The sequence below is a fragment of the Nocardia sp. NPDC023852 genome, assembly GCF_040639505.1.
In the GTDB taxonomy this organism is placed as follows: Bacteria; Actinomycetota; Actinomycetes; order Mycobacteriales; family Mycobacteriaceae; genus Nocardia.
Map to the genome: position 1 here is coordinate 25,467 of NZ_JBFAAB010000017.1, position 18,079 is coordinate 43,545.

Sequence of the window (18,079 nt, forward strand, 5' to 3'; positions counted from 1 at the left end):
CTCTTACCGTCGACGCACCTCTCCTACCGCGCCACCTGCGCTGCGGCTGGTTCGTGCACCGTGTCGCCCGGCTTCTCGGCGTAGAGCCGCTCGATCTCCTCGGCGTATTTGGCCGAGATCGGCTTGCGCCGCAGCTTCATCGTCAGCGTCACCTCGTCTCCGCCCGGCTCCCAAAAGGTGGGCAGCACCGTGAAGCGTTTGATCTGCTCCACACGCGACAGGGTCGCATTGCCCGCCGCGACGCCACGTGCGATCTCGGCCAGCACACCGGGATCGGCGGCCAGAGCTGGCGCCGACGCGTCCGGCAAACCGTGCCTGGCGGCGTACAGCGCCGCGGTCTCGGCGTCGATGACGATCAGCGCCGTGTTGTAAGGGCGGGCATCGCCGATCGCGGCGATGGCACCGACCAGCGCGGTCGCGGCTTTGACGGCGTTCTCGATATTGGCGGGGGACATGTTCTTTCCCGCGGAGTTGATGATCAGCTCCTTCTTACGGTCGACCACGCGCAGGTAGCCGCCGTCGTCCACGGCGAGAATATCGCCGGTGTGCAGCCAACCGTCGGCGTCGAGTGCCTCGGCGGTCTTGTGCGGTTCCTTGCGGTAGCCCTTCATCACCAGCGGCCCGCGCACCAGGAATTCGCCGTCCTCAGCAATCCGCCACTGCATCCCGGGCAGCATCCGGCCCACCGAGCCCAGGCGCGCCTGGGCGGGCGGGCAGGCGCTGGCCACGCAGGTGAGTTCGGACATGCCCCAGATCTCCGAGATCGGAATGCCTAGCCCGAAGAAGAACCCGAGCGTCTGCGGCGGAATCGGCGCGGCACCGGACATGGCCCACTTCAGCTGGTCCAAACCGATTTTCGCGCGCAACGCCGACAGCACCCGCTGGTCGGCCTCCGCCCATTCCGCGGCCAGCTCGGCACCGATCGCCGTACCACTCAGCTGCGCGTCGGCTTTGCGCGCCGCCACCCCCAACGCCCACTGCAACCCCACCCGGGTGGTCTCGTCCGGTTCGTTCGCGACCGCGAACTCGATGGCCGCCTTCAACTTCTCCCACACTCTCGGCACCGCGCCCCAGATCGTCGGATGCACATCGACCAACGCGGCAGGCAGCAGCGAGCGGTCGGGCACCACCGTGATCTGAATGCCGTAGACCTGCTGCAAGTACAGACAGCAGAACCGGTCGGCCATGTGCGCCGAGGGCAGGTAGGAGGTCTGGCGATCACCGAACACCACCGGAAGCACGGCGTGGAACGCGCGCGCTTCGGCCAGCAGGTTGCTGTGCGTGATCTCGACACCCTTCGGGTTTCCGGTGGTGCCGGAGGTGTAAACGAGGGTGAGAATGTCATCGGGCCGCACGGCCTGCCAGGTAGCCTCGAAATCGAAATCGCCGCTGCCCATGGCTTTCAGCTCGTGGAGGCCGAGCGTGCCCTCCGGTGCGCCATCGATGCAGATGATGGTGTCGATCGGCGCGCCGGAGCGGCGGATGCGCTCAACGTACTGCTGCTCACAAATCACCACCCGGTTGCCCGCGTTCTCGAACACGTAGTTCAGCTGCTCGGGGGCGAGGGTGTTGTACACCGAAAACGAGGTCGCGCCGGTGTGCTGGACGCCGACCTCGACGGGATAGAACTCCACTCGATTACCCATCATCAGCGCGACGGTGTCGCCGCGGCCGATCCCGAGCGCATGCAGCCCGGCGGCCACCTCGCGAACCTGGTCGGCGTACTGCCGCCAGGTAAGCGTGTGATCACCGCCGATGGATCGGACGGCCACCGCGGCCGGATCGATCACCGCGTTGCGCTGGAATGCGGCACAGGACGTATTCGGTTCGCTCATCCCACAACCTCGTTCAGTACACCTGACTTTCCCAGACCGTAAGTGCCCGGCTGACGCGCGGGGGCCTTTTCGACCGTTTTGGGCTTTCGTTCCCACCCTATGTCGATGTCGAGGTCGTCCACCCAGCAAAAATATGCGGCTCGGATCAGCTCGTCGGCCGCGAGCAGCACGCTGATGTAGTCGCCCTCACCATGATCGACAGCGAGGCACACGCGAACGCGCGGCGGGGATTCGGTCCGCTGCTGAGGCCGCGCCCGAATATGGGCGCCGCGAACTTCGCTGAGCTCGGCCCGAGCGGCGCGACGATGGGGTACTGTACGGTGCGTCAAGTCCGGCTCGAACGAACAGAACGGCGCCGCGAATGTCACGTGTGGTCACCAAAGAGCAGTACTTCGACACCGCACTGGAGGTGCTCGCCGAATTCGGGTTCAAGGGCCTCAACATCGGCGTGCTATGTCGGCGGCTCGGCGTCACCAGCGGCTCGTTCTACCATCACTTCGGCAGCTGGCAAGGATTCGTCGATGCCCTGCTCGACCACTGGGAGAACCGTCAGGTCCGCATCCTGCGGACGCTGAAGTTCAACCAGGGCAACCCCGACGACGACATCCGCGCCATGTCCGTTCTCGCCGCCGGATTGCACCATGCCGCCGAGGCCGCGATCCGCGCGTGGGCCGCCAATGACGAATCGGTCAATCTCGCCCTCAAACGCGTCGACGAATCCCGCAGGCGCACCGTGCACAAGGCGATCAAGGGTGTCGTCGGCGACGACGACACGACCACCGTGGTGACCTCGCTGGGCATGGCGATGCTGGTCGGGTACCAGCAGATCGCCGCGGGCGGCGAGGAGCTGTCGCTCGATGGGCTGCTCACCGAATACGCGCGCCTGATCTACTCACACTCCCAGCGCTGAGACCCGGCCGCTAGCCGAGCAGCTCGTCCACGTAGCACCACCGCCACGCCTCACCCGGCTCTACGCTGCGCATCACCGGATGCCCGCTGCCCGCGAAGTGCTTGGTCGCATGATTGCCCGGCGACGAGTCACAGCACGCGATGTGCCCACAGGACAGGCACATTCGCAGATGCACCCACGCCAGCCCCTCGGCCACACATTCGGCACACTCGTCGGCCCCAGCAGCCTCACGCACCAGCGGCATGGCACGCAGATGCGCGCAGTTGTCGTCGGCCACCGGGCCCGCCAGCGGTTCGACGCGCTCTTCCTCGGCCTCGTCGAAGCGGTCGATCATCGACTCCTCGAGATCCAGCTGCGCCATAACGTGCTGGAGGATCTCGTAGTCCACCGCGCCGGAATCCCGCACTCGCAACACGATTTCGCGTTCGCCGCGCAGCATCTCCAGCCGCAACCGCCGGTACTCGGCGGTGGGGGTGGCCAGTTCCGACTCGCCGCGCCCGAGCCGCTCCCACGCGGCGTTGCTCTTCCAGGTCACGCGGTCGCGCAGCATCTCGACCACCGCCGGCGGGGTATCCGGCGTGATCGCCGCATCGAGCGCGGCCAGACCCGCCGCGGTGGATTGCTGCAGCAGGTTGGCCTTCTGCAACGCATCCTCGGCGCGGCTGGGCCCGCGCAGCCGCAGCCACCGCATCAGCCATGGCAGCGACGTCCCCTGCAACAGCAGCGTTCCTGCCACCACGACCAGCGCGAGGAGTTTCAGCACCGGCAATTGCGGAGTGTCCTCGGGCAACAGCAGCACCGCCGCCAATGTCACCACGCCGCGCATCCCCGCCCACGACACCACAACCGGGTGCGTCAACGGCACATCGTCGGTCCTCCCGAACCTGCGTGACAGCAGCGTCGACGGAAACACCCACAGCGGCCGCGCCAGCATCGTCACCGCCAGCACCATGATCGCCGCCGACACCAGAGTGCGGTGGTCCAGTCCGCTGCTCCACGCACCCTCGACAATCGCGCGCACCTGTAACCCGATTATGACGAACACCGAACTCTCCAGGATGAACTGTATGGTCCGCCAGTTGATGCGCTCGGAGATCCGCGACGCCGCGCTCTGCCACACCGGTGCGCCGTGGCCGAGGATCATGCCGCAGCAGACGACGGCGATCACCCCCGAGGCGTGGATGCCCTCGGCGGGCAGATACGCTGCGAACGGAGCCAAGAACGACAGCGTCGTGTCGAGCACCGGGTCGGTGATGCGCCGCCGCAGCATCGCCAGCAGGTAGGCGACGACGATGCCGACCGCCGCGCCACCACACGTCGCGAGCAGGAAGTCACCGCCGGCCTGCCACACCGATACGGTGCCTGCCGACGCCGCTATCGCGGTGCGCAACGCCACCAACGCGGTCGCGTCGTTGAACAGCGACTCCGCCTCCAGGATCGTCACGATCCGCCGCGGCATCCCGATCCGGCGCGCCACCGCCGTCGCGGCCACCGCGTCCGGCGGCGCCACCACAGCACCCAACGCGACCGCGACCGCGAACGGCACCGGAAGCAGCCACCACACCACCGCCGCTACGACGAACGTGCTGAACAGCACCAACCCCACCGACAGCAGCACTATGGCGCGCACATTGGCGCGGAAATCCACCAGCGACGTGCGAATCGCGGCGGTATACAGCAATGGAGGCAGCAGACCGAGCAGAATGATCTCCGGATCCGGGTGGATCTCCGGCACGAACGGCAGATACGACGCCGCCACCCCGGCCAGCGTCAGTACCAACGGTTCGGACACCCCGAACCGACGCGCCAGCGCCGCCAACGCGGCCGCCGACGCGACGAGAACAACCAGGCCGATCGCGACATGCACCGTTGCATTCTCGCAGAGCGCACGATCGGCAACCGGCCGCGCGGTAGATGACACGTGCGCGGTCGGCGGAACGGCTGTGCCCGGCGCGTCCACGCGCCATGCTTGTCGGCGAAAGGGAGGTAGGCATGGAGGAGTTTGCGTCCTGGCGGGCGAATGGACGACGGCACACCCACCGCGGTCACCAGATCTTCTGGCGAGACGGCGGCGGAGGTGCCGAAGGCACGCTCGTCTGTATCCACGGATTTCCCACCGCGTCGTGGGACTGGCACGCTGTCTGGCCCGGTCTGTGCGAACGCTTCGCGCGGGTCATCGCCCCGGACATGATCGGTTTCGGCTGGTCGGCGAAACCGCGCCACTACAACTACACGATCGGCGACCAGGCCGACATCCACGAAAACCTGCTGCGCGAACAAGGCGTCGGCCGGTATCACGTCCTCGCCCACGACTACGGCGACACGGTCACACAGGAACTGCTGGCCCGCGACGCCGAACGCCGTGCGGCAGGCGACGAATCACTGGTGATCGAATCGGTGTGCCTGCTCAACGGCGGCCTGTTCCCAGAAGCCCACCGACCACGCCCGATACAGCGGCTGCTGGCTAGCCCACTGGGACCGGCAGTCGGGGTACTCGGCAGCGAGCGCACCTTCGGCCACAGCCTGGCCGCGGTGTTCGGCCCCGACACCAAACCCAGCGACACCGAAGCAAACCAGTTCTGGCTGCTGTGGTGCAGCAAGCATGGTAAACGCAACGGGCACAAGCTGATCCACTACATGGCCGAGCGCCGCAAGCATCGGGAACGCTGGGTCGGCGCGCTGCAGCAGGCGCAGGTCCCGATCCGGCTCATCGACGGCCTGCTCGACCCGGTCTCCGGCGCACATATGGTGCGCCGCTTCCGCGAGCTGATCCCCGACCCGGACGTGGTGGAGCTGCCAAGGATCGGCCATTACCCCCAGCTCGAGGCGCCGAAGGAGATGCTGACGGCGTTCCTGGAATTTCACGGCAACCGGGTCGGCTGAACCCGCGCCATCGAGGATGCGCGTACGGGACATATGGACGACCGCACCGCGGGTTGCGTGGAACCCGGTCGTGTGAACCGGGAGGATCTGTCCACGTGTGAGCGAGGGCAGATCCTCCCTATCCGTCGGTCGCCAACACCACCAACGAAACCACCTGCAACGGACTGATCCGATTCGGCTCGGACGAACTCACCCACTCGCCGCACCGGGGTGCGCGACCGGTCGGGGTCATGATGCAGCCCACCCATCGCCGTCGCCTTTGGGAGATATACCCGTTCGACAACACGTCTTGCGGATTCCCTTCGATCCGCGTCACCTGGTCGCCCTCGACCCTGACCAGGATTCCGCAGTGGCTGAATGGCGGGGTAGCTGCGCTTTTCGTCCCGAATCAACCAGCCAAGGCCGCAATCACACTCCTGGCCTGATGATCGGCGCCCAGCTGGTTCGGGTGGAACGGCACCGCCGGGCCCACCGGATCACTGGAGAACGGGATCAGCCCCTCCACCCACCGCGTCCCTGGCGCCTGGCACGCGTCGTGCCCGATGCTCGTGGCGTACGAGTCGACGAACTCCACACCGGTCGTCCGCGCCACTCGCGCCAGCATCGCGTCCAGCTCGATCAACTTGTGCCCCAGCCAGTTGGCGTCCGCATCCGAGATCGGGACAGCCGGAAAGCAACCAGATCCGGTGCCGACGCCCGCGAAGTAGTCCAGCAGCAGAATTCGCGCACGCGGCGACCGCGCACGGACGCCCTCGATCACCGCCGTCACCTTCGGCGCGACCGCGGCGATGCTGGCCGACATCCGATCCACGCCGTCGACCACCAGCGTATTCAGACAGGGCGACACCGCAGGGTCGGCGGTCAGGCAGCGCTGGACCGTGGTGGCCAATCCCGCGTCGTTACCGCCGATTTCGAGGGTCACCAGATCCGTCGATGCGGTGAGGCGATCGAACTGCGGCGCGTTCACTCCACTCACAGTGCTCTGCGCAGAGGCCATATGCGCGGTCGTCGCCCCGCCACAGGTCGCGTCCCGAAACACCGGTATCGCCAGTGCCGCGGCCACCTGCTTGGCGTAGTCGGCCCGGCTCTGTGCGCACCCGATCGGCACGAACTCGTCGGTCGGCTGACTCAACGAGGCATCGGCCGCCCACGAATCTCCCAGAGCGACGTACTCACCGAATAGGGGAGCCGCCGAGGAAGCCGACACCTGCACGCCCGAGACAGCAGCGCCGATCGCCGCACATGCCACCACCGCGCGCACCCTCCCACCCATACAGCCTCCGCACCTAGCCGACTTTCAGCAAACTTGGACGTTCGTACAATACTAGTGAACCTAGCATCTCACTATCCAGCATTCACGCGCAGCCTCCAGATCGCGCCGGGCTCAGCACGTTTCAGTGCAAATCGTGGACTGGACCACCGACGTGACCGACCAGCCCAGGCGCCGACATTGCTCATTGCGACGTTCAATCGCAGCCGTCCCCGGAGACCAAGTAGGGGAGTCACCTCTCAGCTACACAGTCGGGCACCCTGCTGGTGACGGATTCCTCCTTCGACGGAACACGAAATCCGGGCAGGTACCGATTCGCCCCCGGAATCAGCAGGTGAATCAGCGGACCGATCCCGAACGCGTACACGAGCGTCCCGATACCGACACTGCCGCCGAGAACCCACCCCGTCGACAACACCGTCACCTCGATCGCCGTACGCACCACCCACACCGATTTACCGGTCCGGCGAACCAGTCCAGTCATCAATCCATCCCGCGGCCCCGGCCCCATGCCCGCGCCGATATACAACACACTGGCCAACGCGTTCAGCATCACCGCTGCGCCCATCACCCCCACCCGCACCGGCAGCGCCTCCCACGGCGGCAACCACCCCAGGCCGACGTCGACCGACAGCGCGATCACCACCACATTGCTCACCGTTCCCAATCCGGGCAACTGCCGCAACGGGATCCACGCCAGCAACACCGCGACACCGGTCACCGCCGTCACCGCCCCGAAACTGATCGAGACATGCCGCCCCACCCCTTGATGAAACACATCCCACGGATCCAGTCCGAGCCCCGCCCGCACCATCACGGCCATCGAGAACCCGTACAACCACAACCCGACATACAACGCGACCACCCGACGAACCAGCACCGACCGAGCATGCCGAAAACTGGACCGCCAAAACAGAGCCACCTACCAACTACTGGACTGTAAAACGCTACCGCCACCCGCCCCACCCACACCGCTCATGCGGTTCGTAATCAGCCACGTGCGCTACCGGCTACGGCAACGGCGCAGACCAGCGCAGCACGGTTCCCCCGGTGGGGCTGTTCTCGATGCCGAAACTACCGCCCGCGCGCTCCGCACGGGCCGCCAAATCGGCCAGCCCGCTGTGCCACCTAAGGTCATCGGGAACGCCGGTCCCGTCGTCGATCACCTCGATAACGATGTCGTCACCCACTGTGAGGCTGACCGAAACCAAGGTCGCGGCAGCATGCCGGACAGCGTTGATCGTCCCCTCGCGCACCACCGCCGCGACGTCCTCGGACAACAGCGGCGCCAGTACGGAAACAGGACCGGCCAGGTGCACCGTGGTACGTAAGCTGCCGTCGGCGGTCGCCTCGGCGACAATGTCATGCAGTCGCTTACGGAAAGTGGGGGTCTTGGTGGCGCAGGTGCTGCTCTGCAGATCGAAGATCGAGTGCCGGATATGTTGCACGATGGCCTGCAGGTCGTCGATGGTTTCAGTAAGCCGGGCCTCGACTTCGGGCGCACGGGCCCGGCGCAAAGTGCCCTGCAGCGACAGGCCCACCGCGAAAAGTCGCTGCATGACGTGATCGTGCAGATCGCGCGCGATCCTGTCACGATCCGAAAGCACGTCCAGCTCCCGCATCCGCCGTTGCGTGTCCGCCAAGTGCAGCGCAAGCGCGGCTTGATGAGAGAAAGCCACCATCATCGACTGCGCCGCAGTGTCCAAGCGCGGCGCACCGGCAGGCCGCAAGGTAGCGAGTACACCGATGGTGGTGTTCGCGGCTCGTAACGGTAGGACCAGCACCGGGCCGAGTGCCGCCGCAGAGCCGAACAGCACATTGTGCAGCAGCCGGTCGACGGACAAGGCATGCTCTTCCCGGAAAACCGTGCCGGAATGAGATTCGCTGATCGGGATCCGCCGCCCGATCAGCACGTCGGCTTCCACGCCCGCAGCCGCGACCACCGCCAACTCGGTCACTTCTTCATAAGGGATATCGGGGTCGTCGGGCAGGGCCAGAAACGTACAGGCAGAGTCCGTGAGTGTCAACGCGCGTTGTGCGATGAGGTCGAGCACTTCGCCGGGCTCGCCGCCCGCGAGCAGTTCGGTCGACACGTCGCGGATCCCTTCCAGCCACTGCTGGCGGATCCGGGACTGTTCGTAGAACCGGGCGTTCTCGATCGCGATGCCCGCGGCCGCGGCGAGAGCCTGGACGACGACCTCATCGTCCTCGGTGAACTCCTGGCCGCCTACCTTCTCGGTGAGGTAAAGATTGCCGAACACCTCATCGCGGACCTTGACCGGCACACCGAGAAATGTACCCATCGGCGGATGATGTGCAGGAAAGCCGACCGACGAGGGATGAGCCGAAAGATCAGCCAGCCGAACAGGTTTCGGTTGATCGAACGGTAGGGCGAGCACACCGTGGCCACGAGGAAGATCACCGATCAACACCCGGGTACGGTCATCAATGCCCTCGTGAACGAACTCCGCGAGCTGGTTGGCGGCCGTTTCGGTTTCGCGGACGCCGAGGGCGCCATACCGTGCGTCGACCAACTCGATAGCGGCGTGCACGAGGGAGCGCAGCGTGTTGCCGAGATCCAATCCAGCGGTGATAACGAGCATGGCCTCGATGAGCCGGTCCATCTGGTCGCGGACGCCGACAATCTGCGCGATCCGGTCCTGGACCTCGAGGAGCAACTCACGTAGCCGCAGCTGAGACAGGGCCTCGCTGACCGGCAACCAGTCACTGGAACCGGTCTCGGACCGCTGGCGTTCCATGCTCGGAATTCTCTCATGCCCCCCAGCAGAAGCCACCCAACAGGAGGTCACCACAGTGGAAGTCCGTCCCATCAGTAGAGGACGTCCTGCTCTTACCGACAGCACGTCACCGGTGGCAACGTAGGTATCGGATGCGGACGAAGGAGAGATGGACGACAGATGGATCACCGACTGCCCGACGATCACACCATGAAGGCGGCGCTCGCGCTCGCGGTACGGGCACCGTCGGTACACAACACTCAGCCGTGGCGGTTCCGCATCGGCGAGCGCAGCGTGCACATCCATCTCGACCCGACTCGAGCGCTGACCCCGACCGATCCCGATCAGCGTGATCTCGTACTGAGCTGCGGGACCGCACTGCACCACTTGCGGATCGCGCTCGCCGCCATGGGATGGTCAGCTGTCGTGCACCGACTGCCGAATCCCGCCGATCGCAATCACCTGGCTTCGATCGAACTCGTCCCGAACCGGCCGACCATGACCGACATCGCGCTGAGTGCCGCGATCACCGACAGACGAACCGACCGCAGGAACTACAGCTCCAAGCCTCTACCGCCTGGCTATCTCGGGCTCGTCACCGAACGCGCCGCGGAGTTCGGCGGCGTCATTCGCCAGGCCGCATACGAATCACGCAACCGGCTCGTCGAGGCGATGAACGCGGCGGCACGACAACACCCAGAAGACCCGGACTATCAACTCGAGCTGGCGGCATGGAGCGGCAAGCACGACACCACCGACGGTGCACCGGCACGCGACACCCCGCCACCCCACACCAGCCAGAGGACGCCGAGCCAAGTCTTCACCCCGCCACGGCTGGTCGATTCCATCCGCGAACCCGACTACGCCGAACTGCTGGTGCTCGGCACAGCGGCCGACGACCGGCTGTCGCGACTGCGCGCGGGAGAAGCGGCGAGCGCGGTCCTCTTGACCGCCACGAATGTCGGATTGGCCACCTGCCTGCTGACCGAGCCGCTACAGATTCCCGAACTGCGCAAGAAGATCCGCCACGGCGTGCTCGACGACGCCACCTTCCCGCAAGCCATCATCAGAATCGGCTGGCTGCCCGACGACACCCCGCCGCTGCCGATGCCGCCACGACGAACGGTCGACGAACTGCTGGACCCGTTCGACGCCGAGGAAACCACCGCCCACTGAGCAGCGCCTTCCGTTGCGAGTGAGCCTTTCAATTGCCCCTCGATGACCAATGGCGCAAACCGCGTCGCAGTGGGCAACCGAGGACCGGTGGCCGCCCAGCGAGGGACTTTCGTCTCTGCCACGCACCAGACCCTGCGGGAATTCTCGATAGCGAACCCGACGACGATAGGTAAACCCCATGGCCGACTCCGCTGCCTCACAGTCCGCCCCGCAAATGATCGCAGCCGTCGACGGATCCGCCAGCTCGTATCAAGCGGTGGCCTGGGCAGCGGTCGAGGCTGCCATGCACCGCCGACAACTGCACATTCTCACCTCGATAGCACTTCCCAGCGGTTTCGGTCCCGGCATGACACCCAGCGAGTCGGACATGGAGTCCATGCGCCGCGACGGCGAGCGGATCGTCACAGAAGCCAGCAGGATCGCGCGAGCCGCGGTGCCGGATGCCGAACTCGTGCTCACCACAGAGGTGTCGTTCGACCTCCCAGTTCCCACACTGATCGCTCGGTCGGAACAAGTGAAAATGCTGGTGGTCGGCAGCCGGGGCCTCAGCGCCTTCCACCGCGCGCCGCTCGGCTCGGTCAGCACCGCGGTGACCCGGCACGCACACTGCCCAGTCGTGGTCATCCACTCGCGGTCATCCACGACATCGCAGGCATCGTCCACCGGCGCAGCCCCGTAGGTCATGAATTCTCCGTGACATAGCACCGGTCCTCGGTCACAAACCACGCGGCCGGCGAGCTAGGGTAGTGGCGCCGACCAGCGCAGGACGGTGCCGCCGGACGGACGGCTCTCGATACTGAAACAGCCACCCGCCTGCTCCGCTCGCGTCGCCAGATTCGCCAATCCGCTGCGGCGGGTGATGTCGTCGCGTAGACCGACCCCGTCGTCGGTCACTTCGATCGTGACGTCATCGTGTACCCGCAATTCGACCGACACGGTGGTTGCCGAAGCGTGCCGCACCACGTTGCTGACCGCTTCTCGAAGGACAGCCTCCACATCATCGGACAACGGGGGCGCCAGGACGGTGACGGGCCCAGCCAATCGCACGGTGGTACGTAGTCCACTCTCGGCGGTCATGTCGACGATGATGCCGTGCACATGTTTGCGGTACTTCGAGGAATCCACTGCCGAGTTGCTCTGCAGGTCGAAGATCGAATGGCGAATGTCCTGCACGATCGCCTGGACATCGTCGACGGTTTCCATCAGCCGGGCCTTGATTTCCGGCGCCCGTGCCCGCTGCACCGTTCCCTGGAGAGAAAGCCCGACCGCGAACAGTCGCTGGATGACGTGGTCGTGCAGGCCTCGGGCGATGCGGTCGCGATCGGATAGCACGTCGAGCTCCCGCATCCGGCGCTGAGTGTCGACCAGTCGCAGCGCCAGTGCTGCCTGGTCGGCGATCGCGGCCATCATCGAATCGGCAGGGGCGGCGAGGAGCGTCGCGTCGGCGGGCCGAACAGTGATCAGCACACCGAGGACTGAGCGTCCGGCCCGCAGCGGAAGGATCAGCGCTGGACCCAGCTGGGTAGAGCCGAAGAGCTGGAAGTAGGACCGCTTGTCGACCGCGATCATGCGCCCGTCCCGGAAGGCTTCGCCGGCACCGGATTGTTCGAGAGGTATCCGCCGCCCAATGAGCTCCTCGCAGCCGCTTCCCGCCGCGGAGACCACGACCAGCTCGGTCACCTCATCGTGGGGGATGTCCGTGTCCTCAGGCAAAGCGAGAAACGTGTATGCGGACTTTGTGAGCGTCAGTGCTCGCTCGGCGACAAGATCAAGGACCTCTCCCGGCTCGCCGCCCGCCAGCAACTCGGTCGCCACATCCCAGGTCGCCTCCAGCCACTGCTGCCGCAAACGGGACTGCTCGTAGAGACGGGCATTCTCGATGGCGATGCCCGCGGCCGCGGCGAGTGCCCGCACCACGACCTCATCGTCTTCGGTGAACTCCTGGCCTCCCGCCTTCTCGGTGAGATAGAGATTGCCGAAGACCTCGCCACGCACCTGCACCGGCACACCGAGAAACGTGTGCATCGGTGGATGATGCTCCGGGAAGCCGACCGAGGACGGATGGTCCGAAAGATTCAGCAGCCGAAGAGGTTTCGGCTGCTGAATGAGCAGACCGAGCACTCCGTGGCCACGCGGAAGGTCTCCGATCAACACACGAGTCCGGTCATCGATCCCTTCGTAGACGAACTCGGCGAGTTGATTGCTTGCCCTGTCGGCCTCCAGGACCCCGAGCGCGCCGTACCCGGCATCGACGAGTTCGATGGCGGCGTGCACGATCGTGCGCAGCGTGTTGTCGAGGTCCAGTCCGGCCGTGATCACCAACATCGCCTCGACCAGCCGGTCCATCCGATCGCGCACATCGACGATCAGCGCGATCCGCTCCTGAACTTCGATCAGCAGCTCGCGCAGCCGCAACTGGGACAGCGTTTCGGTTACCGCCATCCGGCCATTCGGGCCTGTCCCGGACGGCTGTCGTTCCATATCCGGCATTCTTCCACGCTCGATGCCTGGATCTGACCGCTGAGCACTGGAAACCTGGGCAGGCGGCTGGCTAGTCCGATCTGTCCGGTCGGTTGAGCTTCGAGGCCAGCACCGCTGCCTGAGTACGTCGTTCCACCCCGAGCTTGGTCAGCAATCGCGACACATAGTTCTTGACGGTCTTCTCGGCCAGGTACATCCGACCGGCAATTTGCCGGTTGGTCAGCCCCTCGCCGAGCAAGGCGAGCAGCGTTCTCTCCTGGTCGGTGAGGCTCGCCAGCGGGCCGGTCTTTTCCTCGGCCTCCGAGCGAAGCTTGACCATGAGCGCGGCGGCGGCGCGGTTGTCGAGCAGCGATTTGCCTGCCCCGATCTCACGAATGGCATCGATCAGTTCGAGGCTTTTGATGTCCTTGACGACATATCCGCTGGCTCCGGCCAGGATGGCGTTGAGCATCGCCTGCTCGTCGGTGAACGACGTCAGAATGAGACAGCGCAGATCCTGGTTCGCCGAGAGTAGCTCCCGGCACAGTTCGATGCCGTTGCCATCGGGTAGCCGCACGTCGAGGACCACGACGTCGGGCTGCAACGCGGGAACCCGCGCCAGCGCCTGTGAGTAACTGCTCGCCTCACCTATCACCTCGAGGTCCGGCTCCACACCGATGAGATCACCGACCCCGCGGCGGACGATCTCATGGTCGTCGACCAAGAACACCGTGACCATGGGTACACCTCTTTCTCAATCGACATCATCCCGGACTATGGAGCGCGCAGTAGGCACGCCGGATTTCGACCGTGAGCCGGTACCTGCCTGCCGTCCGCTGTCATGACTATTCTGCGCCGATAGCAGGCACGCGCGCCCCACAAAAAAGACACGATAATTTCGTCCACGCGACAGAGGGAACCAGACCACAACATTCGTCACAGTGACAGAATTGTATGCATAGCTATGCATACATACATGCGTGCGCCAACGGTCAATCCGACCCACTTCGAACTCGCTCGGAGACTCGAGATCAACCGAATAAAATCTCAGCTCTCATTGCTCTCAGATTTCAGCACATCCAACGCGCGCAGCATCACGGATGCACCAATGAACTCGGCCGGTTCTTCCGCCGATAATCAACATTATGTCAAGTGGGCCACGGACGGTCCGGATAGCCCCGAAGTTCTACGGGTTCGGGCGCCGGAGTGCGCCCTTACCGATCTGTTCCCGGAGGATGTCGCCGTGACCTGCGTGCCTGGCGAATTCCTCGATCATGGCGAGCAGGGTCCATCGCATGCTGACCTTGCCCTCGCGGGGATTGTCCTTGGTGTCGTCGAGGTCGAAGCGGGACGCGATCACTCGTGATCGTTGGCTTGCGCGCTCGAACTCGGCGATGACGTCGCTCAGCGACTCGTCATCGGCGACGGCGAAGGTGCCCTCGTCGCGGTCGGAGTATCCGTCGCATTCGAATTTGTCGAGTCCCGCCCAGAACCGTTGGAACCAGATCCGTTCCGCGGCGGCAGCATGCTTGATCAATGAGATCGGTGTCGTCAGCGACGTAACGAGTCGTCGGCGGGCGTCCACGTCAGACAAACCGCGTACGGTCTCGATAAGTGCTTCGCGGTTGCGGTCGAGCATGTTCTCGATGATCGCTCGCTCGGTGCCGTTGGTGATTCGGAGGGTACTCATGGGTTTTCACTCCATTCTGTTGTGTGATTGAGGCCTGTGCGGTCTGTATCGGTCCGGCTGCACGACACAAGGCGGCGGTGCGGCGATAGATCTCGGGATAGACGAAGCGTCCGGCGTCAGGGAACGACCGGGAAAGAGAGAAGCGCTCGCCGCGCGGATTCAACCAAGAGTGGGCGATGCGGGCCTGCATCGATGCCGCAGCCCAGGCCTGTCAGAAGGCCTGCTACCTAGGGTCAGTAGGCCGTAGATCTTGATTCCGGGCGAGATTCGGAGCAGTCGAATACGATCAACGCGAATATGCAGGATCACCAGCCCAAGGGCCGACGACGGCCAGTGGTCCGCCCCGCGTCGACGGCCCGGCGAACTAGTCTTCGGTTCCAACTCGCAGCTGCGCTCGCGCCGAGGTCTACGCCTGATCACAGTGCGGCACCCCGTGAGCTATGTCAGCTCACGGGGTGCCATGCATTCGCGTGGACCTGTGACCATGCCGATCAACGCCATGCGGTCCGGATCAAGAAAGTGTGTCAGCCAGCTCCGCATGCAATTCGAACAGCGCCGGGATCTGGTCAGCCGGCCGGCGGCCCATGCCGCACTCGGTGGCGATGCCGAAGTCCGCGACGGCGGTGCGGGCGGCTTCGATCCGGCGCAGTGCACCGTCTCGACCGTCGGTGGCGTGCACCAAGCCGAGGTATAGATCGGTTTCGGGCGGCAGCTCGAGATCGGCGAGGGGTTTGAAGTAGTCGGCGTCTGCACGCGACCGAGGAACCGGCATGTGGATCCAATCGACGCGCCTGCCCAACCCAGAAAGAATTCGGGTCGCGACCGAGACCAGCCGCCCGGTATCAGCGGGTTCGGCGAAGTGGCGGTGGCCGAAGTCGCCGTAGCACAGGTGGTATCCGAGTTCGACCGGCTCCGGAACCGCGGCACCCAACCGGACCAGCCGCTGTGCGACTTCCTCGAGCTGAGTCGGATAGTCGCCGCCGAACCAGGACGGGAACACGCCTTCGAAGATGGCGAACTCGACCGCAGTATCCCATTGCACCGCAAGGTCTTCCGCCGGAATGCCGTCGACGATATGGGCCAGCTCGCTGCGCAGCTGCGCCTCGTACCTGCCCTCCAACTCCCCCTGCGGTCCCGCGACGAACGCCCCGATCACCGCGATCGGCGTCGGTAGGCACACCTGGAATCGGGTACCCTGCGGGATCACACCTTCCTCCCGCAGCCGCCGGAAGACCTGCCACGACTCCAGGGCGGCGTCGGCATAGCCCAAGGGGCCGAAGTCTATTGATGCCCCGTCTACGCCCGGTTTAGGTTGCACTCGCTCGCTCGGCCCGTATTCCGGGCTCGGCGGCGGAACGGTTTCCAGGTCCGGGTGTGCCTGCATCTTGGGCAGCTGCCACACCACCCAGTTGTCACGCACTCCTGTCTCACCATCCGGAATGCGCTTCAATCGAGAACCTATCCGCTGCGCTGCTTCCGAGAACACCGTCTGCGCATCCGCCAACGGAACGCTGCCGCACAGATGAACTCCGCGACCCCTACCCACAACAACCTCCTAACATCGCTTACCGCTGGTCGAGCCGACCTGGTCGAGACCGGATTGTTGCCACGCACCGTCCCACTCTGCGCGAGACCGAGCGATGGTGCGCGGTCGGGTCACAGGCTCGCGATGAGGTCGCGCTACGCGATGCAGCGTAAGCGCGGTCGCGCAATGAAGTTCCCCACATTTGGGAAGTGGTCGAGCGCGGCTCGGCCGCAGGAATCCGGCGATGCTGCGGTGGACCAATTTCGCTCGCAGCCAGGATGCGGGAGGCATCGCACGTGCTCAGATCATTTGTGGAGTCCGTGGATTGGGCGCGATCCGATAGAACATCGTCGAGCAGATCGGCCACCTCCGTCGGCTATGCGCAGCGCACACTTCTGTTCCAGCGCGACGGCCTGGTCTCGTAGCGGTACTGCTCCCTGCGAGTCTTCCAACCGTTCAACGCTGTCCGGCGATAGACGAGGTCTCGAACAAATGGTTCGCGGCGGCCCGCCGATCGTCGACGAGCAGCGACGCTCCCACCGCCAGGAGCTACGCCATTCCGGGTGGGCACGAATCGACTTGCACAATAAGGTTTCTGCCTGTCATAGATTCGGCGCTCACCGGAGGTCTCGTCACCATCTGCGACCTGCTCATCCTGATCAACGGACTGCCCGGTTCCGGGAAGTCGACCCTCGCGCCGACCTTGGCACAGGAGCTCGGCGCGCATCTCATCTCGAAGGACATCATCAAGGAGGCGTTGGGTTCCGGGCTCGACAATGCGTCTGTGATACCGAATCTCGGAGCGATCGCGATGGACGCAACATGGGCGCTGAGTGCCGCGCTACCAGGCGTAGTAGTGGTCGACTCCTGGTGGTTCAAACCGCGTGATTCACGGTTCCTCGCGAACGGAATCAATACCTCCGGCGCGACGCGAGCCGTCGAAGTCTGGTGTGCGGCGCCTCCCGATGTCGCATTGGCGCGATACCGCGGCCGTACCCGCGCCGCGCTATACCACGATGACGCCCACCTCTCCCATGACTGGAACCGATGGGCGCGACTCGCCGAACCGATCGCCCTCACCCCCGTCGTCTCCATCGATACCAACGCGCCGGTGGACTGCGCGGACCTTGCACGGCAGGTCATGGCGGCGGCGACGGTCGTCATCGATGATGTGCTGTAGCGCGAAACCGAAAGTTTGCAGCTCGGGGTCGTTTCTGAGTGTCTAGGCCGTTTCTTCTTTTAGAAGTGGGTTGATTCGAATACAGGACACATGCTTATATGCGCAGATGTACGTATCTAGATGTACCATAGAAGTGATCCAAAAGAACAGCCCCGCATCCGGCGTCTCGGACGATTCAGGAACGTCTACATTCGGATCGATGAACGCACCGTCGTTACCTGCCCAGGCTCCGCCCTGAGCACCTGCAACGCGCAACGTACGCACCGGGTTTCCACACCCCTCCCCTAGTCCGCAACACGAGAGCAATAACCCAGGGCACCAGCGTCATTCAGGTGAGCCAGCCAGGTCGGCAAGTTCCCCACTCACCTTTCGCCACCGCACAACGCCGTTCGCGCGCCCATACGAGGTTGAA

15 protein-coding genes are annotated in these 18,079 nt (G+C 64.9%); 5 read left to right on the plus strand and 10 right to left on the minus strand.

What is annotated here, in order from left to right:
* Positions 1-23 precede the first annotated feature (23 nt).
* Entirely contained in the window at positions 24-1,835 is a 1,812-nt protein-coding gene (gene fadD11, locus AB0H00_RS21825) for a fatty acid--CoA ligase FadD11 (RefSeq protein WP_357268881.1), read from the minus strand.
* Positions 1,832-2,203 carry a hypothetical protein gene (locus tag AB0H00_RS21830; RefSeq protein WP_357268884.1) on the minus strand — a complete coding sequence of 124 codons (372 nt, stop codon included), beginning with the start codon at positions 2,201-2,203 and terminating at the stop codon, positions 1,832-1,834. The genes fadD11 and AB0H00_RS21830 overlap by 4 nt, the downstream gene beginning before the upstream one ends.
* Here AB0H00_RS21830 and AB0H00_RS21835 point away from each other — a divergent pair.
* Complete coding sequence (locus AB0H00_RS21835; RefSeq protein ID WP_357268887.1) at positions 2,197-2,745, plus strand: TetR/AcrR family transcriptional regulator; 549 nt, start codon at positions 2,197-2,199, stop codon at positions 2,743-2,745. The two genes, AB0H00_RS21830 and AB0H00_RS21835, sit on opposite strands and share 7 nt — an antisense overlap.
* 10 nt (positions 2,746-2,755) lie before the next feature.
* Here AB0H00_RS21835 and AB0H00_RS21840 read toward each other — a convergent pair whose 3' ends face one another.
* Entirely contained in the window at positions 2,756-4,612 is a 1,857-nt protein-coding gene (locus AB0H00_RS21840) for a Na+/H+ antiporter (RefSeq protein ID WP_357268890.1), read from the minus strand.
* Positions 4,613-4,737: 125 nt separating this feature from the next.
* Here AB0H00_RS21840 and AB0H00_RS21845 point away from each other — a divergent pair, with 125 nt between their 5' ends.
* Positions 4,738-5,628 carry an alpha/beta hydrolase gene (locus AB0H00_RS21845; protein WP_357268892.1) on the plus strand — a complete coding sequence of 297 codons (891 nt, stop codon included), beginning with the start codon at positions 4,738-4,740 and terminating at the stop codon, positions 5,626-5,628.
* Positions 5,629-6,016: 388 nt separating this feature from the next.
* Here the strand turns inward: AB0H00_RS21845 and AB0H00_RS21850 are convergent, their stop codons facing one another.
* The 3 genes from AB0H00_RS21850 to AB0H00_RS21860 form a co-directional block, all read right to left on the minus strand.
* A complete protein-coding gene (locus tag AB0H00_RS21850) occupies positions 6,017-6,901 on the minus strand; it encodes an SGNH/GDSL hydrolase family protein (protein WP_357268895.1) in 885 nt (294 codons plus the stop codon).
* A gap of 229 nt (positions 6,902-7,130) precedes the next feature.
* A complete protein-coding gene (locus AB0H00_RS21855) occupies positions 7,131-7,721 on the minus strand; it encodes a hypothetical protein (RefSeq protein WP_357269119.1) in 591 nt (196 codons plus the stop codon).
* A gap of 187 nt (positions 7,722-7,908) precedes the next feature.
* A complete protein-coding gene (locus AB0H00_RS21860; RefSeq protein WP_357268898.1) occupies positions 7,909-9,657 on the minus strand; it encodes a GAF domain-containing protein in 1,749 nt (582 codons plus the stop codon).
* A gap of 159 nt (positions 9,658-9,816) precedes the next feature.
* Here AB0H00_RS21860 and AB0H00_RS21865 point away from each other — a divergent pair, with 159 nt between their 5' ends.
* Entirely contained in the window at positions 9,817-10,812 is a 996-nt protein-coding gene (locus AB0H00_RS21865; RefSeq protein ID WP_357268901.1) for an NAD(P)H nitroreductase, read from the plus strand.
* Between the two features lie 178 nt (positions 10,813-10,990).
* The gene (locus AB0H00_RS21870; RefSeq protein ID WP_357268904.1) at positions 10,991-11,491 is read left to right on the plus strand and encodes a universal stress protein; all 501 of its coding nucleotides are present in this window, start codon (positions 10,991-10,993) and stop codon (positions 11,489-11,491) included.
* Between the two features lie 59 nt (positions 11,492-11,550).
* Here AB0H00_RS21870 and AB0H00_RS21875 read toward each other — a convergent pair whose 3' ends face one another.
* From AB0H00_RS21875 to AB0H00_RS21890, 4 genes are all read right to left on the minus strand, one after another.
* The gene (locus tag AB0H00_RS21875) at positions 11,551-13,254 is read right to left on the minus strand and encodes a GAF domain-containing protein (protein ID WP_357268907.1); all 1,704 of its coding nucleotides are present in this window, start codon (positions 13,252-13,254) and stop codon (positions 11,551-11,553) included.
* 109 nt (positions 13,255-13,363) lie between these two features.
* Positions 13,364-14,011, minus strand: coding sequence for a response regulator transcription factor (locus AB0H00_RS21880; protein ID WP_357268910.1), 648 nt, complete (start codon positions 14,009-14,011; stop codon positions 13,364-13,366).
* A gap of 447 nt (positions 14,012-14,458) precedes the next feature.
* The gene (locus tag AB0H00_RS21885) at positions 14,459-14,962 is read right to left on the minus strand and encodes a DinB family protein (RefSeq protein WP_357268913.1); all 504 of its coding nucleotides are present in this window, start codon (positions 14,960-14,962) and stop codon (positions 14,459-14,461) included.
* Between the two features lie 511 nt (positions 14,963-15,473).
* Positions 15,474-16,412, minus strand: a complete 939-nt coding sequence (locus AB0H00_RS21890; RefSeq protein WP_357268916.1) for a hypothetical protein — start codon at positions 16,410-16,412, stop codon at positions 15,474-15,476.
* A gap of 733 nt (positions 16,413-17,145) precedes the next feature.
* Between AB0H00_RS21890 and AB0H00_RS21895 the strand changes: the two genes are divergently transcribed.
* The gene (locus tag AB0H00_RS21895; protein WP_357269122.1) at positions 17,146-17,667 is read left to right on the plus strand and encodes an AAA family ATPase; all 522 of its coding nucleotides are present in this window, start codon (positions 17,146-17,148) and stop codon (positions 17,665-17,667) included.
* Positions 17,668-18,079: the final 412 nt, after the last annotated feature.